At 70.9% G+C, this 16,586-nt stretch carries 11 protein-coding genes; 3 read left to right on the top strand and 8 right to left on the bottom strand.

Annotated features, from left to right (window positions below):
• Position 1 precedes the first annotated feature (1 nt).
• Together pruA and QFZ74_RS22405 are read right to left on the bottom strand one after the other, a co-directional pair.
• Entirely contained in the window at positions 2–1,633 is a 1,632-nt protein-coding gene (gene pruA, locus QFZ74_RS22410; protein ID WP_307622602.1) for an L-glutamate gamma-semialdehyde dehydrogenase, read from the bottom strand.
• A 55-nt stretch (positions 1,634–1,688) separates the two neighbouring features.
• Positions 1,689–2,669 carry a proline dehydrogenase family protein gene (locus tag QFZ74_RS22405; RefSeq protein WP_307622601.1) on the bottom strand — a complete coding sequence of 327 codons (981 nt, stop codon included), beginning with the start codon at positions 2,667–2,669 and terminating at the stop codon, positions 1,689–1,691.
• A 142-nt stretch (positions 2,670–2,811) separates the two neighbouring features.
• On the opposite strand from QFZ74_RS22405, the gene QFZ74_RS22400 reads away from it, so the two are divergent.
• Positions 2,812–4,029 (top strand): PucR family transcriptional regulator, encoded by a 1,218-nt coding sequence (locus QFZ74_RS22400; RefSeq protein ID WP_373462427.1) that lies wholly within the window; start codon positions 2,812–2,814, stop codon positions 4,027–4,029.
• A 90-nt stretch (positions 4,030–4,119) separates the two neighbouring features.
• On the opposite strand, the gene serA is transcribed toward QFZ74_RS22400, so the two are convergent.
• The 6 genes from serA to QFZ74_RS22370 form a co-directional block, all read right to left on the bottom strand.
• Entirely contained in the window at positions 4,120–5,709 is a 1,590-nt protein-coding gene (gene serA, locus QFZ74_RS22395; protein ID WP_307622599.1) for a phosphoglycerate dehydrogenase, read from the bottom strand.
• Between the two features lie 256 nt (positions 5,710–5,965).
• Positions 5,966–6,964 carry a ketol-acid reductoisomerase gene (ilvC, locus tag QFZ74_RS22390; RefSeq protein ID WP_307622598.1) on the bottom strand — a complete coding sequence of 333 codons (999 nt, stop codon included), beginning with the start codon at positions 6,962–6,964 and terminating at the stop codon, positions 5,966–5,968.
• A gap of 118 nt (positions 6,965–7,082) precedes the next feature.
• Positions 7,083–7,610, bottom strand: a complete 528-nt coding sequence (gene ilvN, locus QFZ74_RS22385) for an acetolactate synthase small subunit (RefSeq protein WP_307622597.1) — start codon at positions 7,608–7,610, stop codon at positions 7,083–7,085.
• Between the two features lie 31 nt (positions 7,611–7,641).
• Entirely contained in the window at positions 7,642–9,498 is a 1,857-nt protein-coding gene (locus QFZ74_RS22380) for an acetolactate synthase large subunit (protein WP_307622596.1), read from the bottom strand.
• Between the two features lie 256 nt (positions 9,499–9,754).
• Positions 9,755–12,829 carry a bifunctional diguanylate cyclase/phosphodiesterase gene (locus tag QFZ74_RS22375; RefSeq protein WP_307622595.1) on the bottom strand — a complete coding sequence of 1,025 codons (3,075 nt, stop codon included), beginning with the start codon at positions 12,827–12,829 and terminating at the stop codon, positions 9,755–9,757.
• A gap of 398 nt (positions 12,830–13,227) precedes the next feature.
• Entirely contained in the window at positions 13,228–14,199 is a 972-nt protein-coding gene (locus QFZ74_RS22370; RefSeq protein ID WP_307622594.1) for a 2-hydroxyacid dehydrogenase, read from the bottom strand.
• Between the two features lie 77 nt (positions 14,200–14,276).
• On the opposite strand from QFZ74_RS22370, the gene QFZ74_RS22365 reads away from it, so the two are divergent.
• On the top strand, positions 14,277–15,275 hold the full coding sequence (locus QFZ74_RS22365; protein WP_307622593.1) for an aldo/keto reductase: 999 nt from the start codon (positions 14,277–14,279) through the stop codon (positions 15,273–15,275).
• Positions 15,276–15,395: 120 nt separating this feature from the next.
• Complete coding sequence (locus QFZ74_RS22360) at positions 15,396–16,571, top strand: sorbosone dehydrogenase family protein (RefSeq protein WP_307622592.1); 1,176 nt, start codon at positions 15,396–15,398, stop codon at positions 16,569–16,571.
• The last annotated feature ends 15 nt before the right edge of the window (positions 16,572–16,586 follow it).

Genomic DNA, 16,586 nt, shown 5'->3' with positions numbered 1-16,586 from the left:
GTCAGCCCATGTGGGGGTAGCCGTACTCGGTCGGCGGGACCAGCGTCTCCTTGATGGCGCGGGTCAGGGTCCAGCGCATCAGGTTCTGCGGGGCGCCGGCCTTGTCGTTGGTGCCGGAGGCACGGCCGCCGCCGAAGGGCTGCTGGCCGACGACGGCGCCGGTCGACTTGTCGTTGATGTAGAAGTTGCCGGCCGCGTAGCGGAGCTTGTCCATCGTGTGCGCGGCGGCGTCGCGGTCGTTGGCGATGACGGCGCCGGTCAGCGCGTACGCCGAGACGGACTCCATCTGCTTCAGCATCTCGTCGTACTTGTCGTCCTCGTAGACGTGCACGGCGAGGATCGGGCCGAAGTACTCGGTCGTGAAGACCTCGTTCTCCGCGTCGGCGCACTCGATGACGGTCGGGCGGACGAAGTAGCCGACCGAGTCGTCGTACGTGCCGCCGGCGACGATCGTGCAGCTCGGGTCGGACTTCGCGCGGTCGATCGCGGCCTTGTTCTTGGCGAAGGCGCGCTCGTCGATGACGGCGCCGATGAAGTTCGTCAGGTCGGTGACGTCACCCATCGCGATGCCGTCGACCTCGGCCGCGAACTCCTCCTTGAAACCGGAGTTCCAGATGGAGGCCGGGATGTAGGCGCGCGAGGACGCGGAGCACTTCTGGCCCTGGAACTCGAAGGAGCCGCGGGTCAGCGCGGTCTTCAGCACGGCGCGGTCGGCGCTCGGGTGGGCGACGACGAAGTCCTTGCCGCCCGTCTCGCCGACGATGCGCGGGTAGGAGCGGTACTTCTCGATGTTGTTGCCGACCGTCTTCCACAGGTGCTGGAAGGTCTTGGTCGAGCCGGTGAAGTGGATGCCCGCCAGCATCGGGTGTTCGAGGGCCACCTCGGAGACGGCGATGCCGTCGCCCGTCACCAGGTTGATGACGCCCTTGGGCAGCCCGGCCTCCTCAAGGAGCTGCATCAGCAGCACGGCGGCGTGGGTCTGCGTCGGGGACGGCTTCCAGACGACGACGTTGCCCATGAGGGCGGGCGCGGTGGGCAGGTTGCCCGCGATGGCCGTGAAGTTGAACGGCGTGATCGCGTAGACGAAGCCTTCCAGCGGGCGGTGGTCCAGACGGTTCCACACACCCGGGGAGTTCGCCGGCGGCTGCTCGGCGAGCAGGTCTCGCGCGTACTTGACGTTGAAGCGCCAGAAGTCGACGAGCTCGCAGGGGGTGTCGATCTCGGCCTGCTGCGCGGTCTTCGACTGGCCCAGCATGGTGGAGGCGGCCAGCGTCTCGCGCCAGGGGCCGGCCAGCAGCTCGGCGGCGCGCAGGATGATCGCCGCGCGGTCGTCGAAGGACATCGCGCGCCAGGCGGGCGCGGCGGCGAGGGCCGCGTCGATGGCGTCCTGCGCGTCCTGCTGGGTGGCGTTGCGCAGCGTGCCGATGACGGCCTTGTGGTTGTGCGGCTGGACGACCTGGAAGGCCTCGCCGCCGCCCATCCGCTTCTCCCCGCCGATGGTCATCGGCAGGTCGACCGGGTTCTCGGCCAGCTCCTTGAGCTTGACCTCGAGACGGGCACGCTCGGGCGAGCCGGGGGCGTAGCCGTGCACCGGCTCGTTGACGGGGGTGGGGACCTGGGTCACAGCGTCCATGAGATCCTTGGCTCCTTTTTCTTGAGCGGGTGCTTCTTGAGCGGGTGTTCGGGGTTCAGCCCGTGGTGACCATGCTGCGCACGAAGAAGCGCAGGTTGGCCGGCTTCTCCGCGAGGCGGCGCATGAAGTAGCCGTACCAGTCGGTGCCGTACGCGGTGTAGACGCGCATGCGGTGTCCCTCGGCGGCGAGCCGCAGGTGCTCGTCGCTCCGGATCCCGTAGAGCATCTGGAACTCGTACTCGTCCAGCTTGCGCCCCGCACGCCGGGCGAGCTCCTGTGCGATGGAGATGAGACGCGGGTCGTGGGACCCGATCATCGGATACCCCTCCCCCTCCATCAGAGTCCTCAGGATGCGGACGTACGCCTTGTCGATCTCGTGCTTCTGCTGGTACGCGACCTCGGCGGGCTCCTTGTAGGCGCCCTTGACGAGCCGTACGCGGCTGCCGCTCGCGGCGAGGCGGCGGGCGTCGGCCTCGGTGCGGAAGAGGTAGGCCTGGATGACGCAGCCGGTCTGCGGGAAGTCCTTCCGCAGCTCCTCGTGGATGGCGAACATCGAGTCGAGGGTGGTGTGGTCCTCGGCGTCCAGCGTGACGGTCGTACCGATCGCGGCGGCGGCCTCGACGACCGGGCGGACGTTGGCGAGCGCGAGCTCGTGACCGCCTGGAAATACAGGGGCGGGCCCGGAGGGCCCTCCGGCAAGGGCGGTGGTGGGCGACGGGAGGGACTGTCCGAACATGGACAGCTTGACGGACATCTCGACCTGGGGACCGAGGTCCAGCGCCTGGAGGTGCTCGACGAGCGCCAGGTAGGCGTCCCGGGCGGCGGCGGCCTGCTCGGGGGTCGTGATGTCCTCGCCGACGACGTCCATGGTCAGCTCCAGGCCCTTGGCCGTGAGCTCCTTGATGATGGGGACGATGTCGTCGACGGTCTCGCCGGGGATGAAGCGGTCAACGACCTGCTTGGTCACCGGGGCCGCCGAGATCAGGCGTCGCATCCGGTCGCTGCGCGACGCGGCGAGAATCACGGGACCCAGCACGGGGCACCTCCAGAACAAAGCACCAGAAGGCCGCGAACCGACGATTCGGCCACGGCACGGAGAACCACCGTGAAACCTAAGGATCACTCCGATCGTCTGCCATCGACAGCTGTCACGCATCCGTTCACCGGATCTCAGACAGATGTATGAAGACGGCTGGGAAATGCGACAGAATGCCCGCGTGACGGCCGTTTACAAGGGTGACTACCAGGAGCTCGTGGACGAGATCTCGGAGCTGCTGGGCGCGCCCGCGACCCTGGAGAACCGCGACTTCGAGCTGATCGCCTTCGGCACGTACGACAGCGAGGACGAGCTGGACACCTCGGCGCTGGACCCGGTGCGCGCCCGCTCGATCCTGACCCGGCGCTCCACGGCGGCCGTCCGGACGTGGTTCGAGGGCTTCGGCATCACGCGGGCCACCCAGCCGGTGCGCATCCCGCCCACCCCGGCGGCGGGGGTCCTGCGCGGACGGATCTGCCTGCCGGTACGCCATCGGGGTGTCGTCCTCGGTTACGTCTGGCTCCTGGACGGCGATCCGGGCCCGAGCGACGAGCAGCTGACCGCGGCCATGGCGGTCGCCGCCCGCATCGGCGCGCTCCTCGCCGACGAGGCGCAGGCCGGCGCCGACCTCACGCGGGAGCTGCGCGCGGTGCTGACCTCCGAGCGGGGCTGGCAGCGCGACATGGCGGTGGCGGAGCTCCGTACGGCTCTCGGCGTCCGGGCGGACGGCCCCCACACGGTGATCTGCGTGGCCCCCTGGCCCTCGGCCGACCCGGACGACGCCCCCTCGGTCCGTACCCTCCCGGGCGCGACGGCCCTGTGCACCATCCCCTGGGGTGCCACCGCCCAGTGCCTCGCGCTGCTGGTGCGGCTCCGCTCGACGGACGTGATGGCACCCGCGCTCTCGGCGGCGGGCCGGCTCCTGGAGCGGGCGGGCGGCAAGGGCGGGTTCACCGCGGCGGGGGTCGCCGCCGCGCGCCTCGGCCTTGCGGAGCTGGCGACTTCCTGGCAGGAGGCGGTCGGCACGGCCCGCGCGGTCCTGGCGGAACCGGTGCTCGGCCCGATCGCCGAGTGGGCCCGCATCGGCCCCTACCGCCTGCTGACCGCCCTGCCCCCGGAGGCCGCCCTCGATCCCGTGGTCGCGCCCCTGCTGACCACGGCCCACCACGAACTGGCCCGCACCGCCGAGACCTACCTCGACCACGCCGGCCAGGCCGGCCGCGCCGCCGCCGCCCTGGGCATCCACCGCCAGACCCTCTACTACCGCCTGTCCCGCGTCGAACACCTCACCGGCCTGGACCTGGACGACGGCGAGGACCGTCTGCTGCTGCACATGGCGTTGAAGGGGGCGCGGCTCTAGACGCGCCGCTTCCCGAAGGCACCGCGCAACGAGAACGCCGGACGGGCCGAGGAGTTCTCGGTCCGTCCGGCGTTTCGGACTGGCAGGCGGTCAGACCAGGTTCACCGAGCGGGCGAAGGTCGCGCCGATCTCCGCGGCGACCTCGGCCAGGACGGTGGGGCCGACCGTGTCGTCGACGGTCAGGACGGCCAGCGCCTCGCCGCCCAGGTCGGCGCGGGCGACCTGCATGCCGGCGATGTTGATGCCCGCCTCGCCGAAGATGCGGCCGACGGTGCCGACGACGCCGGGGCGGTCCTCGTAGCGCAGGACGACCATGTGCTCGGCGAGCGCGAGATCCACGTCGTAGTCGCCGACGGCGACGATCTTCTGGGCGTGCTTCGGGCCGGCCAGCGTGCCGGAGACCGACACCTCCTCGCCGGTGCCGAGCGTGCCGCGGACGGTCACGACGTTGCGGTGGTCGCCGGACTCCGAGCTGGTCGTCAGCCGCACCTCGACGCCGCGCTCCTGCGCGAACAGCGGGGCGTTGACGTACGACACCGTCTCGTCGACGACGTCCTCGAAGACGCCCTTGAGCGCGGAGAGCTCCAGGACCTTCACGTCGTGCTGGGTGATCTCGCCGTACACCTCGACGTCGAGGCGGACGGCCACCTCGCCCGCGAGGGCGGTGAAGATCCGGCCGAGGCGCTCGGCGAGCGGCAGGCCCGGCTTGACGTCCTCGGCGATGACGCCGCCCTGGACGTTCACCGCGTCCGGGACCAGCTCACCGGCGAGCGCGAGGCGGACCGAGCGGGCGACCGCGATGCCCGCCTTCTCCTGCGCCTCGTCCGTGGAGGCGCCGAGGTGCGGGGTGGACACGACCTGGTCCAGCTCGAAGAGCGGGGAGTCCGTGCACGGTTCCTTGGCGTACACGTCGAGGCCGGCGCCCGCGACGCGGCCCTCCTTCAGCGCCGCGTACAGCGCCGCCTCGTCGACGATGCCGCCGCGCGCGGCGTTGACGATGCGCACGCTCGGCTTGACCTTGTGCAGCGCCTCCTCGCCGATGAGGCCGAGGGTCTCGGGCGTCTTCGGCAGGTGCACGGTGATGAAGTCGGAGACCGCGAGCAGCTCGTCCAGCGACAGCACCTTGACGCCCATCTGCGCCGCGCGCGCCGGCTGGACGTAGGGGTCGTACGCGACGACCTTCATGCCGAACGCGGACATGCGCTGGGCGACCAGCGCGCCGATACGGCCGAGGCCGACGACGCCGAGGGTCTTCTCGGCCAGCTCGACGCCGGTGTACTTGCTGCGCTTCCACTCGCCGTTCTTGAGCGCGGCGTTGGCCTGCGGGATGTTGCGGGCCGTGGCGAGGAGGAGACCGCAGGCCAGCTCGGCGGCGGTCACGATGTTGGAGGTCGGGGCGTTGACGACCATGACGCCGGCCTTGGTGGCGGCGGAGACGTCGACGTTGTCCAGGCCGACGCCGGCCCGCGCGACGACCTTCAGGTTCTTGGCGGCTGCGATCGCCTCGGCGTCGACCTTGGTGGCGGAGCGGATCAGGATCGCGTCCACGTCGGCGATGGCCGGAAGCAACTCGGCTCGGTCCGCTCCGTTGCACTGCCGGATCTCAAAATCCGGTCCAAGCGCGTCGACGGTGGCGGGCGACAGTTCTTCAGCGATGAGTACGACGGGTTTCGAGCTCACGTGAGGTCCTCACAAGTCCTAAGCGTGCGGACGGCCGTCCCGACGGCCGCAGGCGGAGGAGGGGGGCAAGCAGCGGAAGACGCACGACGCTGTGGGCCTGACGCGTATGTAGTTCAGCAGTGTAGTAGCGCGCCGTGCGCCCGAGCGCGCCGCGGGGGAAGGATCACCCGTCCGTGGCTGGACGGAGTGGACAAGCCGTGGACGAGAGACGGGCGGCGGGGCCGAGCCGTGTCGGCCGGCCCCGCCGCCCCGAGGCTCAGGCCTCCTCGTTCACCCAGCTCATCAGCTTGCGCAGCTCCTTGCCGGTGGTCTCCAGCAGGTGCTCGGAGTCCTGCTTCTTGTACTCGTCGTACTTCTTCAGACCGCCGTGGTACTCGTCCATCCAGTTCTTGGCGAAGGTGCCGTCCTGGATCTCGGCGAGGACCTGCTTCATCTCGGCCTTGGTGGCGTCGGTGATGATGCGCGGGCCGGTGACGTAGTCGCCCCACTCGGCGGTCTCGGAGATGGACCAGCGCATCTTCTCCAGGCCGCCCTCGTACATGAGGTCCACGATCAGCTTCAGCTCGTGCAGGCACTCGAAGTAGGCGATCTCCGGCTGGTAGCCGGCCTCCGTCAGGGTCTCGAAGCCCGCCTTGACCAGGGCCGCGGCGCCGCCGCAGAGCACGGCCTGCTCACCGAACAGGTCGGTCTCGGTCTCCTCGGTGAAGGTCGTCTTGATGACGCCGGCGCGGGTGCCGCCGATGGCCTTGGCGTACGACAGCGCGAGCGCGAAGCCCTCGCCGGAGGCGTCCTGCTCGACGGCGGCGATGCAGGGAACGCCGCGGCCCTCCTCGTACTGGCGGCGGACCAGGTGGCCCGGGCCCTTGGGGGCGACCATGCAGACGTCGACACCGGCCGGGGGCTTGATGAAGCCGAAGCGGATGTTGAAGCCGTGGCCGAAGAACAGCGCGTCGCCGTCCTTCAGGTGCGGGGCGATGGACTCCTCGTAGACCTGGGCCTGGATCGGGTCCGGGACCAGGATCATGATGACGTCGGCCCCGGCGGCGGCCTCCGCCGGGGTGACCACGCGCAGGCCCTGCTCCTCGGCCTTGGCCTTGGACTTGGAGCCCTCGGGCAGACCGACGCGGACGTCGACACCGGAGTCGCGCAGCGACAGGGCGTGGGCGTGGCCCTGGCTGCCGTAACCGATGACCGCGACCTTGCGGCCCTGGATGATGGACAGGTCGGCATCAGCGTCGTAGAACAGCTCGGCCACTTTGGGTTCTCTCCTTGAGTGCAGATGTCGCGACCCACCGTATGCCGGTGGGGAGAAGGGAAGTCTGGGGGTCTCGGTATCCGGGCGGCCGGTGTGTCGCGGCCGCCCGGACGTGGTCCTAAGCGGACCGGTCGAGGGCGCGCAGCGAGCGGTCGGTGATCGAACGGGCGCCGCGTCCGATCGCGATCGTGCCGGACTGGACCAGCTCCTTGATGCCGAACGGCTCCAGCATCTTGAGCATGGCGGACAGCTTGTCGCCGCTGCCGGTGGCCTCGATGGTCACGGCCTCGGGCGAGACGTCGACGGTCTTGGCGCGGAACAGCTTGACGATCTCGACGATCTGGGAGCGCGTCTCGTTGTCGGCGCGCACCTTCACCAGAACGAGTTCGCGCTGAACCGCCTGGGCGGGCTCCAGCTCGACGATCTTCAGTACGTTGACGAGCTTGTTGAGCTGCTTGGTCACCTGCTCCAGCGGCAGGTCCTCGATGACGTTCACCACGATGGTGATGCGGGAGATGTCGGCGTGCTCGGTGACACCGACCGCGAGCGAGTCGATGTTGAAGCCGCGGCGGGAGAACAGGGCGGCGATGCGGGCGAGGATGCCCGGGGTGTTCTCCACCAGGACGGAGAGCGTGTGCTTGGACATGATCTCTGTGCTCTTCCTTGCCTGTTGAAGGTCAGTCGTCTGCGTTGTCGCCGAAGTCGGGGCGGACGTCCCGGGCGGCCATGATCTCGTCGTTGGAGGTGCCGGCGGCGACCATCGGCCACACCATCGCGTCCTCGTGGACGATGAAGTCGACGACGACCGGACGGTCGTTGATGGAGTTCGCCTCCGCGATGACCTTGTCGAGGTCCTCGGGGGCCTCGCAGCGGATCGCGTGACAGCCCATGGCCTCCGACAGCTTCACGAAGTCCGGGACCCGGGTGCCGGCGCTGGGCTCCAGGCCGCTGGCCTCGGGGCCGGAGTGCAGCACGGTGTTGGAGTAGCGCTGGTTGTAGAAGAGGGTCTGCCACTGACGGACCATCCCGAGGGCGCCGTTGTTGATGATGGCGACCTTGATCGGGATGTTGTTCAGGGCGCAGGTGGTGAGTTCCTGGTTGGTCATCTGGAAGCAGCCGTCGCCGTCGATCGCCCAGACCGCGCGGTCGGGCATGCCGGCCTTGGCGCCCATGGCCGCCGGGACCGCGTAGCCCATGGTTCCGGCGCCGCCGGAGTTGAGCCACGTGGAAGGCGTGTCGTACTGGACGAAGTGCGCGGCCCACATCTGGTGCTGGCCGACGCCCGCCGCGAAGATCGTTCCCTCGGGCGCCAGTTGACCGATCCGCTCGATGACGGCCTGCGGCGACAGCGAGCCGTCCGCGGGCTGGTCGTAGCCGAGCGGGTAGGTGTCGCGCCAGCGGGAGAGGTCCTTCCACCAGGCGCTGTAGTCGCCTCGGTGGCCCTCGTTGTGCTCCTTCTGCACCGCCTGGATCAGGTCTGCGATGACCTCGCGGGCGTCACCGACGATCGGCACGTCGGCCTCGCGGTTCTTGCCGATCTCGGCCGGGTCGATGTCGGCGTGGACGATCTTGGCGTACGGGGCGAAGCTGTCGAGCTTGCCGGTGACGCGGTCGTCGAAGCGGGCGCCGAGGGCGACGATCAGGTCGGCCTTCTGCAGCGCGGTGACGGCGGTGACCGCACCGTGCATGCCCGGCATTCCCACGTGCAGCGGGTGGCTGTCGGGGAACGCGCCGAGCGCCATCAGGGTGGTGGTGACGGGCGCTCCGGTGAGCTCGGCGAGGACCTTGAGCTCGGCGGTGGCCCGGGCCTTCAGGACGCCGCCGCCGACGTAGAGGACGGGCCGCTTGGCGGCGGTGATGAGCTTCGCGGCCTCGCGGATCTGCTTGGCGTGCGGCTTGGTCACCGGGCGGTAGCCGGGCAGGTCCATGACGGGCGGCCAGGTGAAGGTGGTCCGCGCCTGGAGGGCGTCCTTGGCGATGTCGACGAGGACCGGGCCGGGGCGGCCGGTGGAGGCGATGTGGAAGGCCTCCGCGATGACCCGCGGGATCTCCTCGGCGTCGGTGACCAGGAAGTTGTGCTTGGTGATCGGCATGGTGATGCCGACGATGTCCGCCTCCTGGAAGGCGTCCGTGCCGATCGCCTTGGACGCGACCTGCCCGGTGATCGCCACGAGCGGCACCGAGTCCATGTGCGCGTCGGCGATGGGCGTGACCAGGTTCGTCGCACCCGGGCCCGACGTCGCCATGCAGACACCGACCTTGCCGGTGGCCTGCGCGTACCCGGTGGCCGCGTGGCCGGCGCCCTGCTCGTGCCGGACCAGGACGTGGCGCACGCGCCGGGAGTCCATCAGCGGGTCGTAGGCGGGCAGGATCGCACCGCCGGGAATGCCGAATACCGTGTCGGCGCCGACCTCCTCGAGCGAACGGATGAGGGACTGCGCACCCGTGACGTGCTCGACGGGCGTGGGCTGCTGCCCTCCGGAACGGGGCGGCCGCGGCTGCGGATGGTGGGCCCCGGTGGCCTGCTCGGTCATCGGCATTCTCTTCTCGATGCTGAGGGTTTTGCTTGGGGGTTTTCGCGATGTTCGTACGGGGTGCGGCGGGTCGTCGCATCGTGCCTGTGCAACAAAAAACCCCTCGTGCCGGAAGGCAAGCGAGGGGAGCGCGCCGGTGAGGGTCGCTGGGGATTCCGGACGTCGTCCGGTGGGGCCCAGCTCAGCCGACGCGCTTTCCAAGTACGAGAATTCGGGTGCGCATGGCACTGACCCTCCCCCCGGCACGCACCACGTGTCAAGTGGGTGGGACGGGCGTCTCATTATGTGAGCGCAAGGCGCTCCCGCCTCCGAAAACGGCGGGCACCCCGCTCGCGTACACCCCCGAACCGCCCGCGAAGGCGGGTTCGGCCGGCCCGTGCGGGACCGGGTAGTGGCCGCGGCCGAGCGCCCTGCGCAGCCGGTACTCGTCCAGCGGCGCCGCGAACGCCATGCCCTGTCCGTGCGTGCAGCCCATCGCGCGCAGGGCGACCACCTGCTCGGGCAGGTCCACGCCCTCGGCCACGGACTGGAGCCCGAGGTCGGTGGCGATACGCAGCAGCCCTCTGGTGATCTTGTGCAGCCGGGCGGACTCGACGACGCCCTCGACCAGACCGCGGTCGAGTTTCAGGACGTCGACGGGGAGCCTTCTCAGCGCCGTGATCGCCGCGTAGCCGCTGCCGAAGCCGTCGAGCGCGATCCGTACGCCGAGCCGCCGCAGCGCGGACAGACGCCGCTCCAGTTCGTCCAGGCTCACGCGCGGGTCGGTGTCGGACAGCTCGACGACCAGGGAGCCGGAGGGCAGCCCGTGCCGGGTGAGCAGGGCCTCGACCGAGCCGAAGGGCATCGACCGGTCCAGCAGCCGCCGGGCGGACATGCGGACGGCCACCGGCACGGTGAGTCCGCTCGCGGCCCGCTCGGCGGCCTGCGCCACGGACTCCTCGATGATCCAGCGGTCCAGCTCCGCGGTCTTGTCGCTGTCCTCCGCCACCCGCAGGAACTCGGCCGGGGTGAACAGCACGCCCTGGGAGGAGCGCCAGCGCGCCTGGGCGGTGACCGACTCGATCCGGCCGCCGTCCAGGCACACCACGGGCTGGTGCAGCAGCGTGAACTCGCCGTCGTGCAGCGCGGCGCGCAGCCGCGTGGCCAGTTCGGCCTTGCGGACGACGTCCTGCTGCATCTGCGGCTTGTACAGCTCGACGCGGCCCTTGCCGGCCGACTTGGCGCGGTACATGGCCAGGTCGGCGTTGCGCAGCAACTCACCGCCACCGAGCCCGGGTTCGGCGAAGGCGACACCGATGGAGGCGTTGACGCGGACGTCGTTGCCGTCGATGACGTACGGCTGGGAGAGGGTGAGCCTGAGGCGGTCGGCGAGCTCCAGGATGTGCCGCTCCCGGGCACTGAGGTCACGGGTGCCGTCTCCGACGATCAGGGCCGCGAACTCGTCGCCGCCCAGCCGTGAGGCGGTGTCCCCGTGCCGGACCGCCTCCTGGAGTCTGCGGGCGGCCTGGACGAGCAGTTCGTCCCCGGCCTGGTGCCCGATCGTGTCGTTGACGGCCTTGAAGCCGTCCAGGTCGATGAAGAGCACGGCGGTGCCGCGCAGGGCGGCGCCGCGGTCCGAGGCGCGACGGCCGGAGACGGCCTGCTGCACGCGCTTGGTGAACAGCGCGCGGTTGGGCAGGTCGGTGAGCGGGTCGTGCTCGGCGTTGTGCTGGAGCTGTGCCTGGAGGCGGACCCGCTCGGTGACGTCACGGCTGTTGAAGATGAGGCCGCCGTGGTGCCGGTTGACGGTGGACTCGACGTTGAGCCAGCCTCCCCCACTCCCGGCTTCTCCCCCAGCCTCCGGCCGGGAGGTGCCCCCAGGGCGGGAGGTGCCCCCACCGCCGGACCGGAAGCGGTATTCGATGCGCGTAGTGGGTTCTTCGAGCGGATCGGCGGCGAGAAAGCGGCGCACTTCGTGCACCACGCAGCCCAGATCCTCCGGGTGGATGAGATTGGCCAGTTCGGAGCCCACGAGGTCCTCCGCGGGACGCCCGTAGACGCCGGCGGCGGCCGGGGAGACGTAGCGGAGCATGCCGTTGGGTGCGGCGATCATGATGACGTCGCTGGAGCCCTGCACCAGGGAGCGGAAGTGGTTCTCCTTCTGCGCCAGTTCCTGGGCGAGGGTGATGTTGTCGACCAGCGTGATGCCCTGGCGCACGACCAGGGCGAGCACGACGGCGCCCGCGGTGATGAGCACCACCGGGTCGGGGCTGCGTCCGTTGAGGCCGTTGTACAGGATGCCCAGCGTGCACACGGCCGCGGCCAGGTACGGGGTGAGCGCGGCCAGGGAACTGGTCAGGGGGCGGCCGGCCCCGTACCGGCCGTGCTCACCCCCGGTCGGGGACGGCGCCGGCTGGCTGCCGCCGCCCTGCTGTGCGGGCACGAGGTCGTGGACCACGCGCGTGGAGCCGTCCGCCGCGGTCCGGGCGTCCTCCTGCCGGCCCTGGTGCCGGGGAGTGGCCCAGGGGGCGTACGCCAGGAGCAGCGAGCCCGCGAACCAGCCCGCGTCCAGCAGCTGCCCGGAGTGGTAACTGCTGTGCAGCAGCGGCGAGGTGAACAGGGCGTCACACATCACGGTCAGGGCGAGCGCGCCGATCGCGGTGTTCACCGCCGTGCGGTTGCCGGGCGAGCGCCGGAAGTGCAGCGCGAGCACCATGCTGACCAGGGCGATGTCCAGCAGCGGGTACGCCAGCGACAGCGCGGCGTGCGCCACGCTCGGCCCGTCGAACCGGGCGGCCTGCGCGAGGGCCAGGCTCCACGACAGGGTGAGGAGCGAGCCCCCGATCAGCCAGGCGTCCAGGGCCAGGCAGATCCAGCCCGCCTTCGACGCCGGCCGTTTGGCCAGCACCAGCAGGCCGACGATGGCGGGCGGCGCGAAGCACAGGAAGAACAGGTCGGCGTAGCTGGGGCTCGGTACGTCCTGGGCCAGGACGACCTCGTACCACCCCCAGACCGCGTTGCCCATGGCGGCCATCGCCGAGGAGAGGGCGAACAGCAGCCAGGCGGGTCGAAAGCGGACCCGGGACGTACGGGCGTAGAGGTAGCAGGAGACGGCGGCCGTACCGGCCGCGGCGGCCAGTCCGAAGTCGCCCATGATCAGCGCCACTTCGGGTGAACCCCAGCGGAGCGCGGCACCGACGGCGTAGGCCGCGCACACCAGGGCGAGCACGAGTTGGTGGATCACGCCGGAGCCGCCGCGCAGGAGGGGCGGCCTCGGGAGCGGTGCCCCGGCCGGGGGCTGCGTGCGCAGCGTTCCGTTGAGCGGGGTCGTCACCGTGGGCGGCGCGTTCACCGGGGCCTCCCGGTCTGTGTCGCCCCCGGATCCCGCCGGTAGCGGTGTGCCGGGTGCGCGTGCCGCCTGCGTCCGCTGGGCCGGCGGTGCTGATGGCTGGTGTGGCGACAGCGTCTGCGCTCCGCCGTGCGCCAGGGTCGCCGTCGGCGGCTCCGCCGCGTCGGATCGTTCGTCCATAGGCCGTGCATCGCCCGTCGCCCCCCTCACAATGTGAATGTCCATCCCCGGCGCCGAATGGTGCGTGGCGCTGCCCCTGTCGGGACGATACACCAGTCTCGTCACTCAGGGACATAGGTTCTCTACGCTCAGTGACGACCAGCGGATATGTGCGCACGCACCGCTTCCGAGGAGTCGCGAAGGGTGCCCGAACCGGATTACACGCCTTTGTCTGCCCGCTGTCACGCGCCCGTCGAAGCCGTGGAGCCCGTCGTCAGGATCACGTTCCGCAGGGGCTCTTGGTTCACGAAACGGGTCAACTGGTCCGTCAGCAACCGTTTGGCGCGCGGCAGGAAGGCGGAGGTGGGCCCGCCCACGTGCGGGCTGATCAGCACGCCGGGCGCCTGCCACAGCGGGTGGCCCGGGGGCAGCGGCTCGGGGTCGGTCACGTCCAGGGCGGCGGTGAGGCGTCCGCTCTCCAGTTCCGCGAGCAGCGCCTTGGTGTCGACGACGGCGCCGCGGGCGACGTTGACCAGCAGCGCCCCGTCCTTCATCCGCCCGAGGAAACCGGCGTTGACCAGGCCTCGCGTGCTCTCGGTCAGGGGCGTGGAGAGGATCACGACGTCCGCCTCGGGGAGCAGGGCGGGGAGGTCGGTGAGGGGGCGCACGGGACCGCGCTCGGTGGTGCGCCCGGTGCGCGCGACGCGCGCCACCCGCGCGACCTCGAAGGGAACGAGCCGGTCCTCGATGGCGGAACCGATCGATCCGTAGCCGACGATGAGCACGTTCTTGTCGGCGAGAGCGGGCCGGAACTCGCCTTGCCACTGCTCCCGTTGCTGTGCCCGGACGAACTGCGGGACACCCCGCAGCGAGGCGAGGGTCAGGGTGAGCGCGAGCTCGGCGGTGCTCGCCTCGTGGACCCCGCGCGCGTTGCACAGCGTCACGCCGGACGGCAGGGACGACAGCCGCGCGGAGACGTCGTCGACACCGGCCGTGAGCGTCTGGAGGAGGCGGAGGTTCGGCATCCGCTCCAGCGGGCGCACCTTGACGGGCTGGCGCTTCATGTACGGCACCACGTACACGGCGCACTCGGCGGGATCGCCGGGGAACTCCTGCCGTCCGTCCTCACCCCCGTCCCAGAAAAGGTAGTTGAGCCCCTCGGGGAGGCCGTCGATCTCCTCGGGCGGGATGGGAAGCCAGACGTCAGCGCTCATGGTCAGGAGGCTATGTCAGGTGCACCAGGGCGCAAAGGTTAGGTTGGAGGAGGCCGGAGAGGGAGGGTCACGACCAGGTGGAGCGCAGGACGATCGGGGCGGGGGCGCTCGCGGTAGGGGCCATCGGGCTGGGATGCATGCCGATGAGCTGGGCCTACACCGCATCCCACCGGCGGGGGGACGAGTCGCTCAGGGCCGTGCACCGGGCGCTGGACCTGGGCTCGACGCTCCTGGACACGGCCGACATGTACGGGCCGTTCACCAACGAGCTGCTGCTGGGCCGCGTGCTGAGGGAGCGGCGCCGGGACGCCTTCGTGTCGACGAAGGTGGGGCTGCTGGTGGGCGAGCAGCACATCGTGGCCAACGGCCGCCCCGGGTATGTCAAGCGGGCGTGCGACGCCTCGCTGCGGCGCCTGCAGACAGACGTCATCGACCTCTACCAGCTGCACCGCACCGACCCCGAGGTCCCGGTCGAGGAGACGTGGGGCGCGATGGCGGAGCTGGTGCGGGCCGGGAAGGTGCGGGCGCTCGGCCTGTCAGCGGTCGGGGCGCGCGGCGGGCGCCGGGCGGGCACGCGCCTGTACGACAACACGCTGCGGCTGCTGAGGCGGGTGCAGCAGGTCTTCCCGGTGAGCGCGGTGCAGGCCGAGTTGTCGGTGTGGTCGCGGGAGGCGCTGGACGCGCTGCTGCCGTGGTGCGCGGAGCGGAGCGTCGGCTTCCTGGCCGCGATGCCGCTCGGCAACGGTTTCCTGACCGGCAGGCTGCGGCCCGGCGCGGGCTTCGAACCGGACGACGTCCGCGCCCGCCACCCCCGTTTCACGGCCGACATGATGGCCGCCAACCAGCCCATCGTCGCGGGCCTGCGCCGGGTGGCCCGCCGGCACGGCCCGCACGTCACGGCGGCACAGGTGGCCCTGGCCTGGGTACTGGCGCAGGGGCGGCAGGTGATCCCGGTGCCGGGTGCCAAGCAGGAACGTTGGGTCACGGAGAACGCGGCGGCCAGCGGCCTGCGGCTGACCGCGGAGGACCTGACGGCACTGGCCCAGCTGCCGCCCGTACAGGGGTCCTGGGAGTGATCATCACGCGAGGTCCCGCGGGGAGACGCGAATTTCGCGCGCGGTGAATCGGGAACCCGGGCGGCGTGAGCGGTGTATGAGAGGGAGACCCCCCACGGGGACCGCCGCGTCGAAGGGACCATGATCGTGCAACGTCGAGCTGTGACGGCCGTGCTGGCCGCGGCCACCCTCCTGCTGACGGCCGGCTGCTCCTCCGGCGACGGAGCACCGGCCGGGGCCGGGAACACGGCGACGAAGGGGCCGGGCGGCGGGACGTCCGACACCTCCCCCTCCGGCAGCGCGTCCGAATCGGCGGCGCCCGCCAAGGGCTCCGTCACGGTGCTGCGAACGGTTACCGAGGACCTGAACAGCCCCTGGGGCCTGGCCTCCCTGCCGGACGGCAACCTGCTGGTCTCCTCGCGTGACGACGCGACGATCACCCGGGTCGACGCGAGGACGGGCGGGAAGACCGAGCTGGGCAAGGTCTCCGGGGTGTCCCCGGCCGGCGAGGGCGGCCTGCTGGGCATCGCCTTCTCCCCCGACTACGCCTCGGACCACATGATCTACGCGTACTTCACCTCCGCCTCGGACAACCGCATCGTCCGCATGCGGTACGACGCCGACAAGCCCGCCGGCGACCAGCTCGGCGCCCCCGACACGATCTTCAAGGGCATCCCCAAGGGCCGCATCCACAACGGCGGCCGCATCGCCTTCGGCCCGGACGGGATGCTCTACGCGGGCACGGGTGAGAGCGGCGAGGGCGGCCTCGCCCAGGATCCGAAGTCGCTGGGCGGCAAGATCCTGCGCCTGAGCCCGGCGGGGGAACCGGCCCCGGGCAACCCGTTCCCGGACTCGCCCGTGTACTCCTACGGCCACCGCAATGTGCAGGGCCTCGCCTGGGACACCAAGCAGCGCCTGTTCGCCTCCGAGTTCGGCCAGGACACCTGGGACGAGCTCAACGCGATCAAGCCCGGCGACAACTATGGCTGGCCGTACGCCGAGGGCGGCTCGTCCGACCCCCAGTTCCACAGCCCGATCGCCCAGTGGCACACGGACGAGGCCTCCCCCAGCGGCATCGCCTATGTCGACGGCGTCATCTGGATGGCGGGCCTGAAGGGCAATCGGCTCTGGCGCGTCCCCCTCACGGGCACGGAAGCCGTGGACGATCCCCAGGCCTTCCTCACCGGGAAGTACGGCCGCCTGCGCACGGTGGCCCCGGCGGGCGACGACAGGCTGTGGCTGGTCACCAGCAACACGGACGGCAGGGGCACACCGAAGGACGGGGACGACCGGATTCTGGAACTGCGGGTGAAGTAGACGCCGTTCGGTCCC

It is taken from the genome of Streptomyces sp. V3I7, from assembly GCF_030817495.1.
Taxonomy (GTDB): domain Bacteria; phylum Actinomycetota; class Actinomycetes; order Streptomycetales; family Streptomycetaceae; genus Streptomyces.
The sequence above is the reverse complement of the archived record's forward strand: the minus strand, read 5'-3'. Positions and strand labels throughout refer to the sequence as shown.

Excerpts from the sequence above, each read along its gene's own strand:
- QFZ74_RS22360 (WP_307622592.1), top strand. The coding sequence starts at position 15,396 with ATGATCGTGCAACGTCGAGCTGTGACGGCCGTGCTGGCCGCGGCCACC.
- ilvN (WP_307622597.1), bottom strand. The coding sequence starts at position 7,610 with ATGTCCAAGCACACGCTCTCCGTCCTGGTGGAGAACACCCCGGGCATC.
- QFZ74_RS22380 (WP_307622596.1), bottom strand. The coding sequence starts at position 9,498 with ATGACCGAGCAGGCCACCGGGGCCCACCATCCGCAGCCGCGGCCGCCC.
- QFZ74_RS22400 (WP_373462427.1), top strand. The coding sequence starts at position 2,812 with ATGTATGAAGACGGCTGGGAAATGCGACAGAATGCCCGCGTGACGGCC.
- QFZ74_RS22370 (WP_307622594.1), bottom strand. The coding sequence starts at position 14,199 with ATGAGCGCTGACGTCTGGCTTCCCATCCCGCCCGAGGAGATCGACGGC.
- pruA (WP_307622602.1), bottom strand. The coding sequence starts at position 1,633 with ATGGACGCTGTGACCCAGGTCCCCACCCCCGTCAACGAGCCGGTGCAC.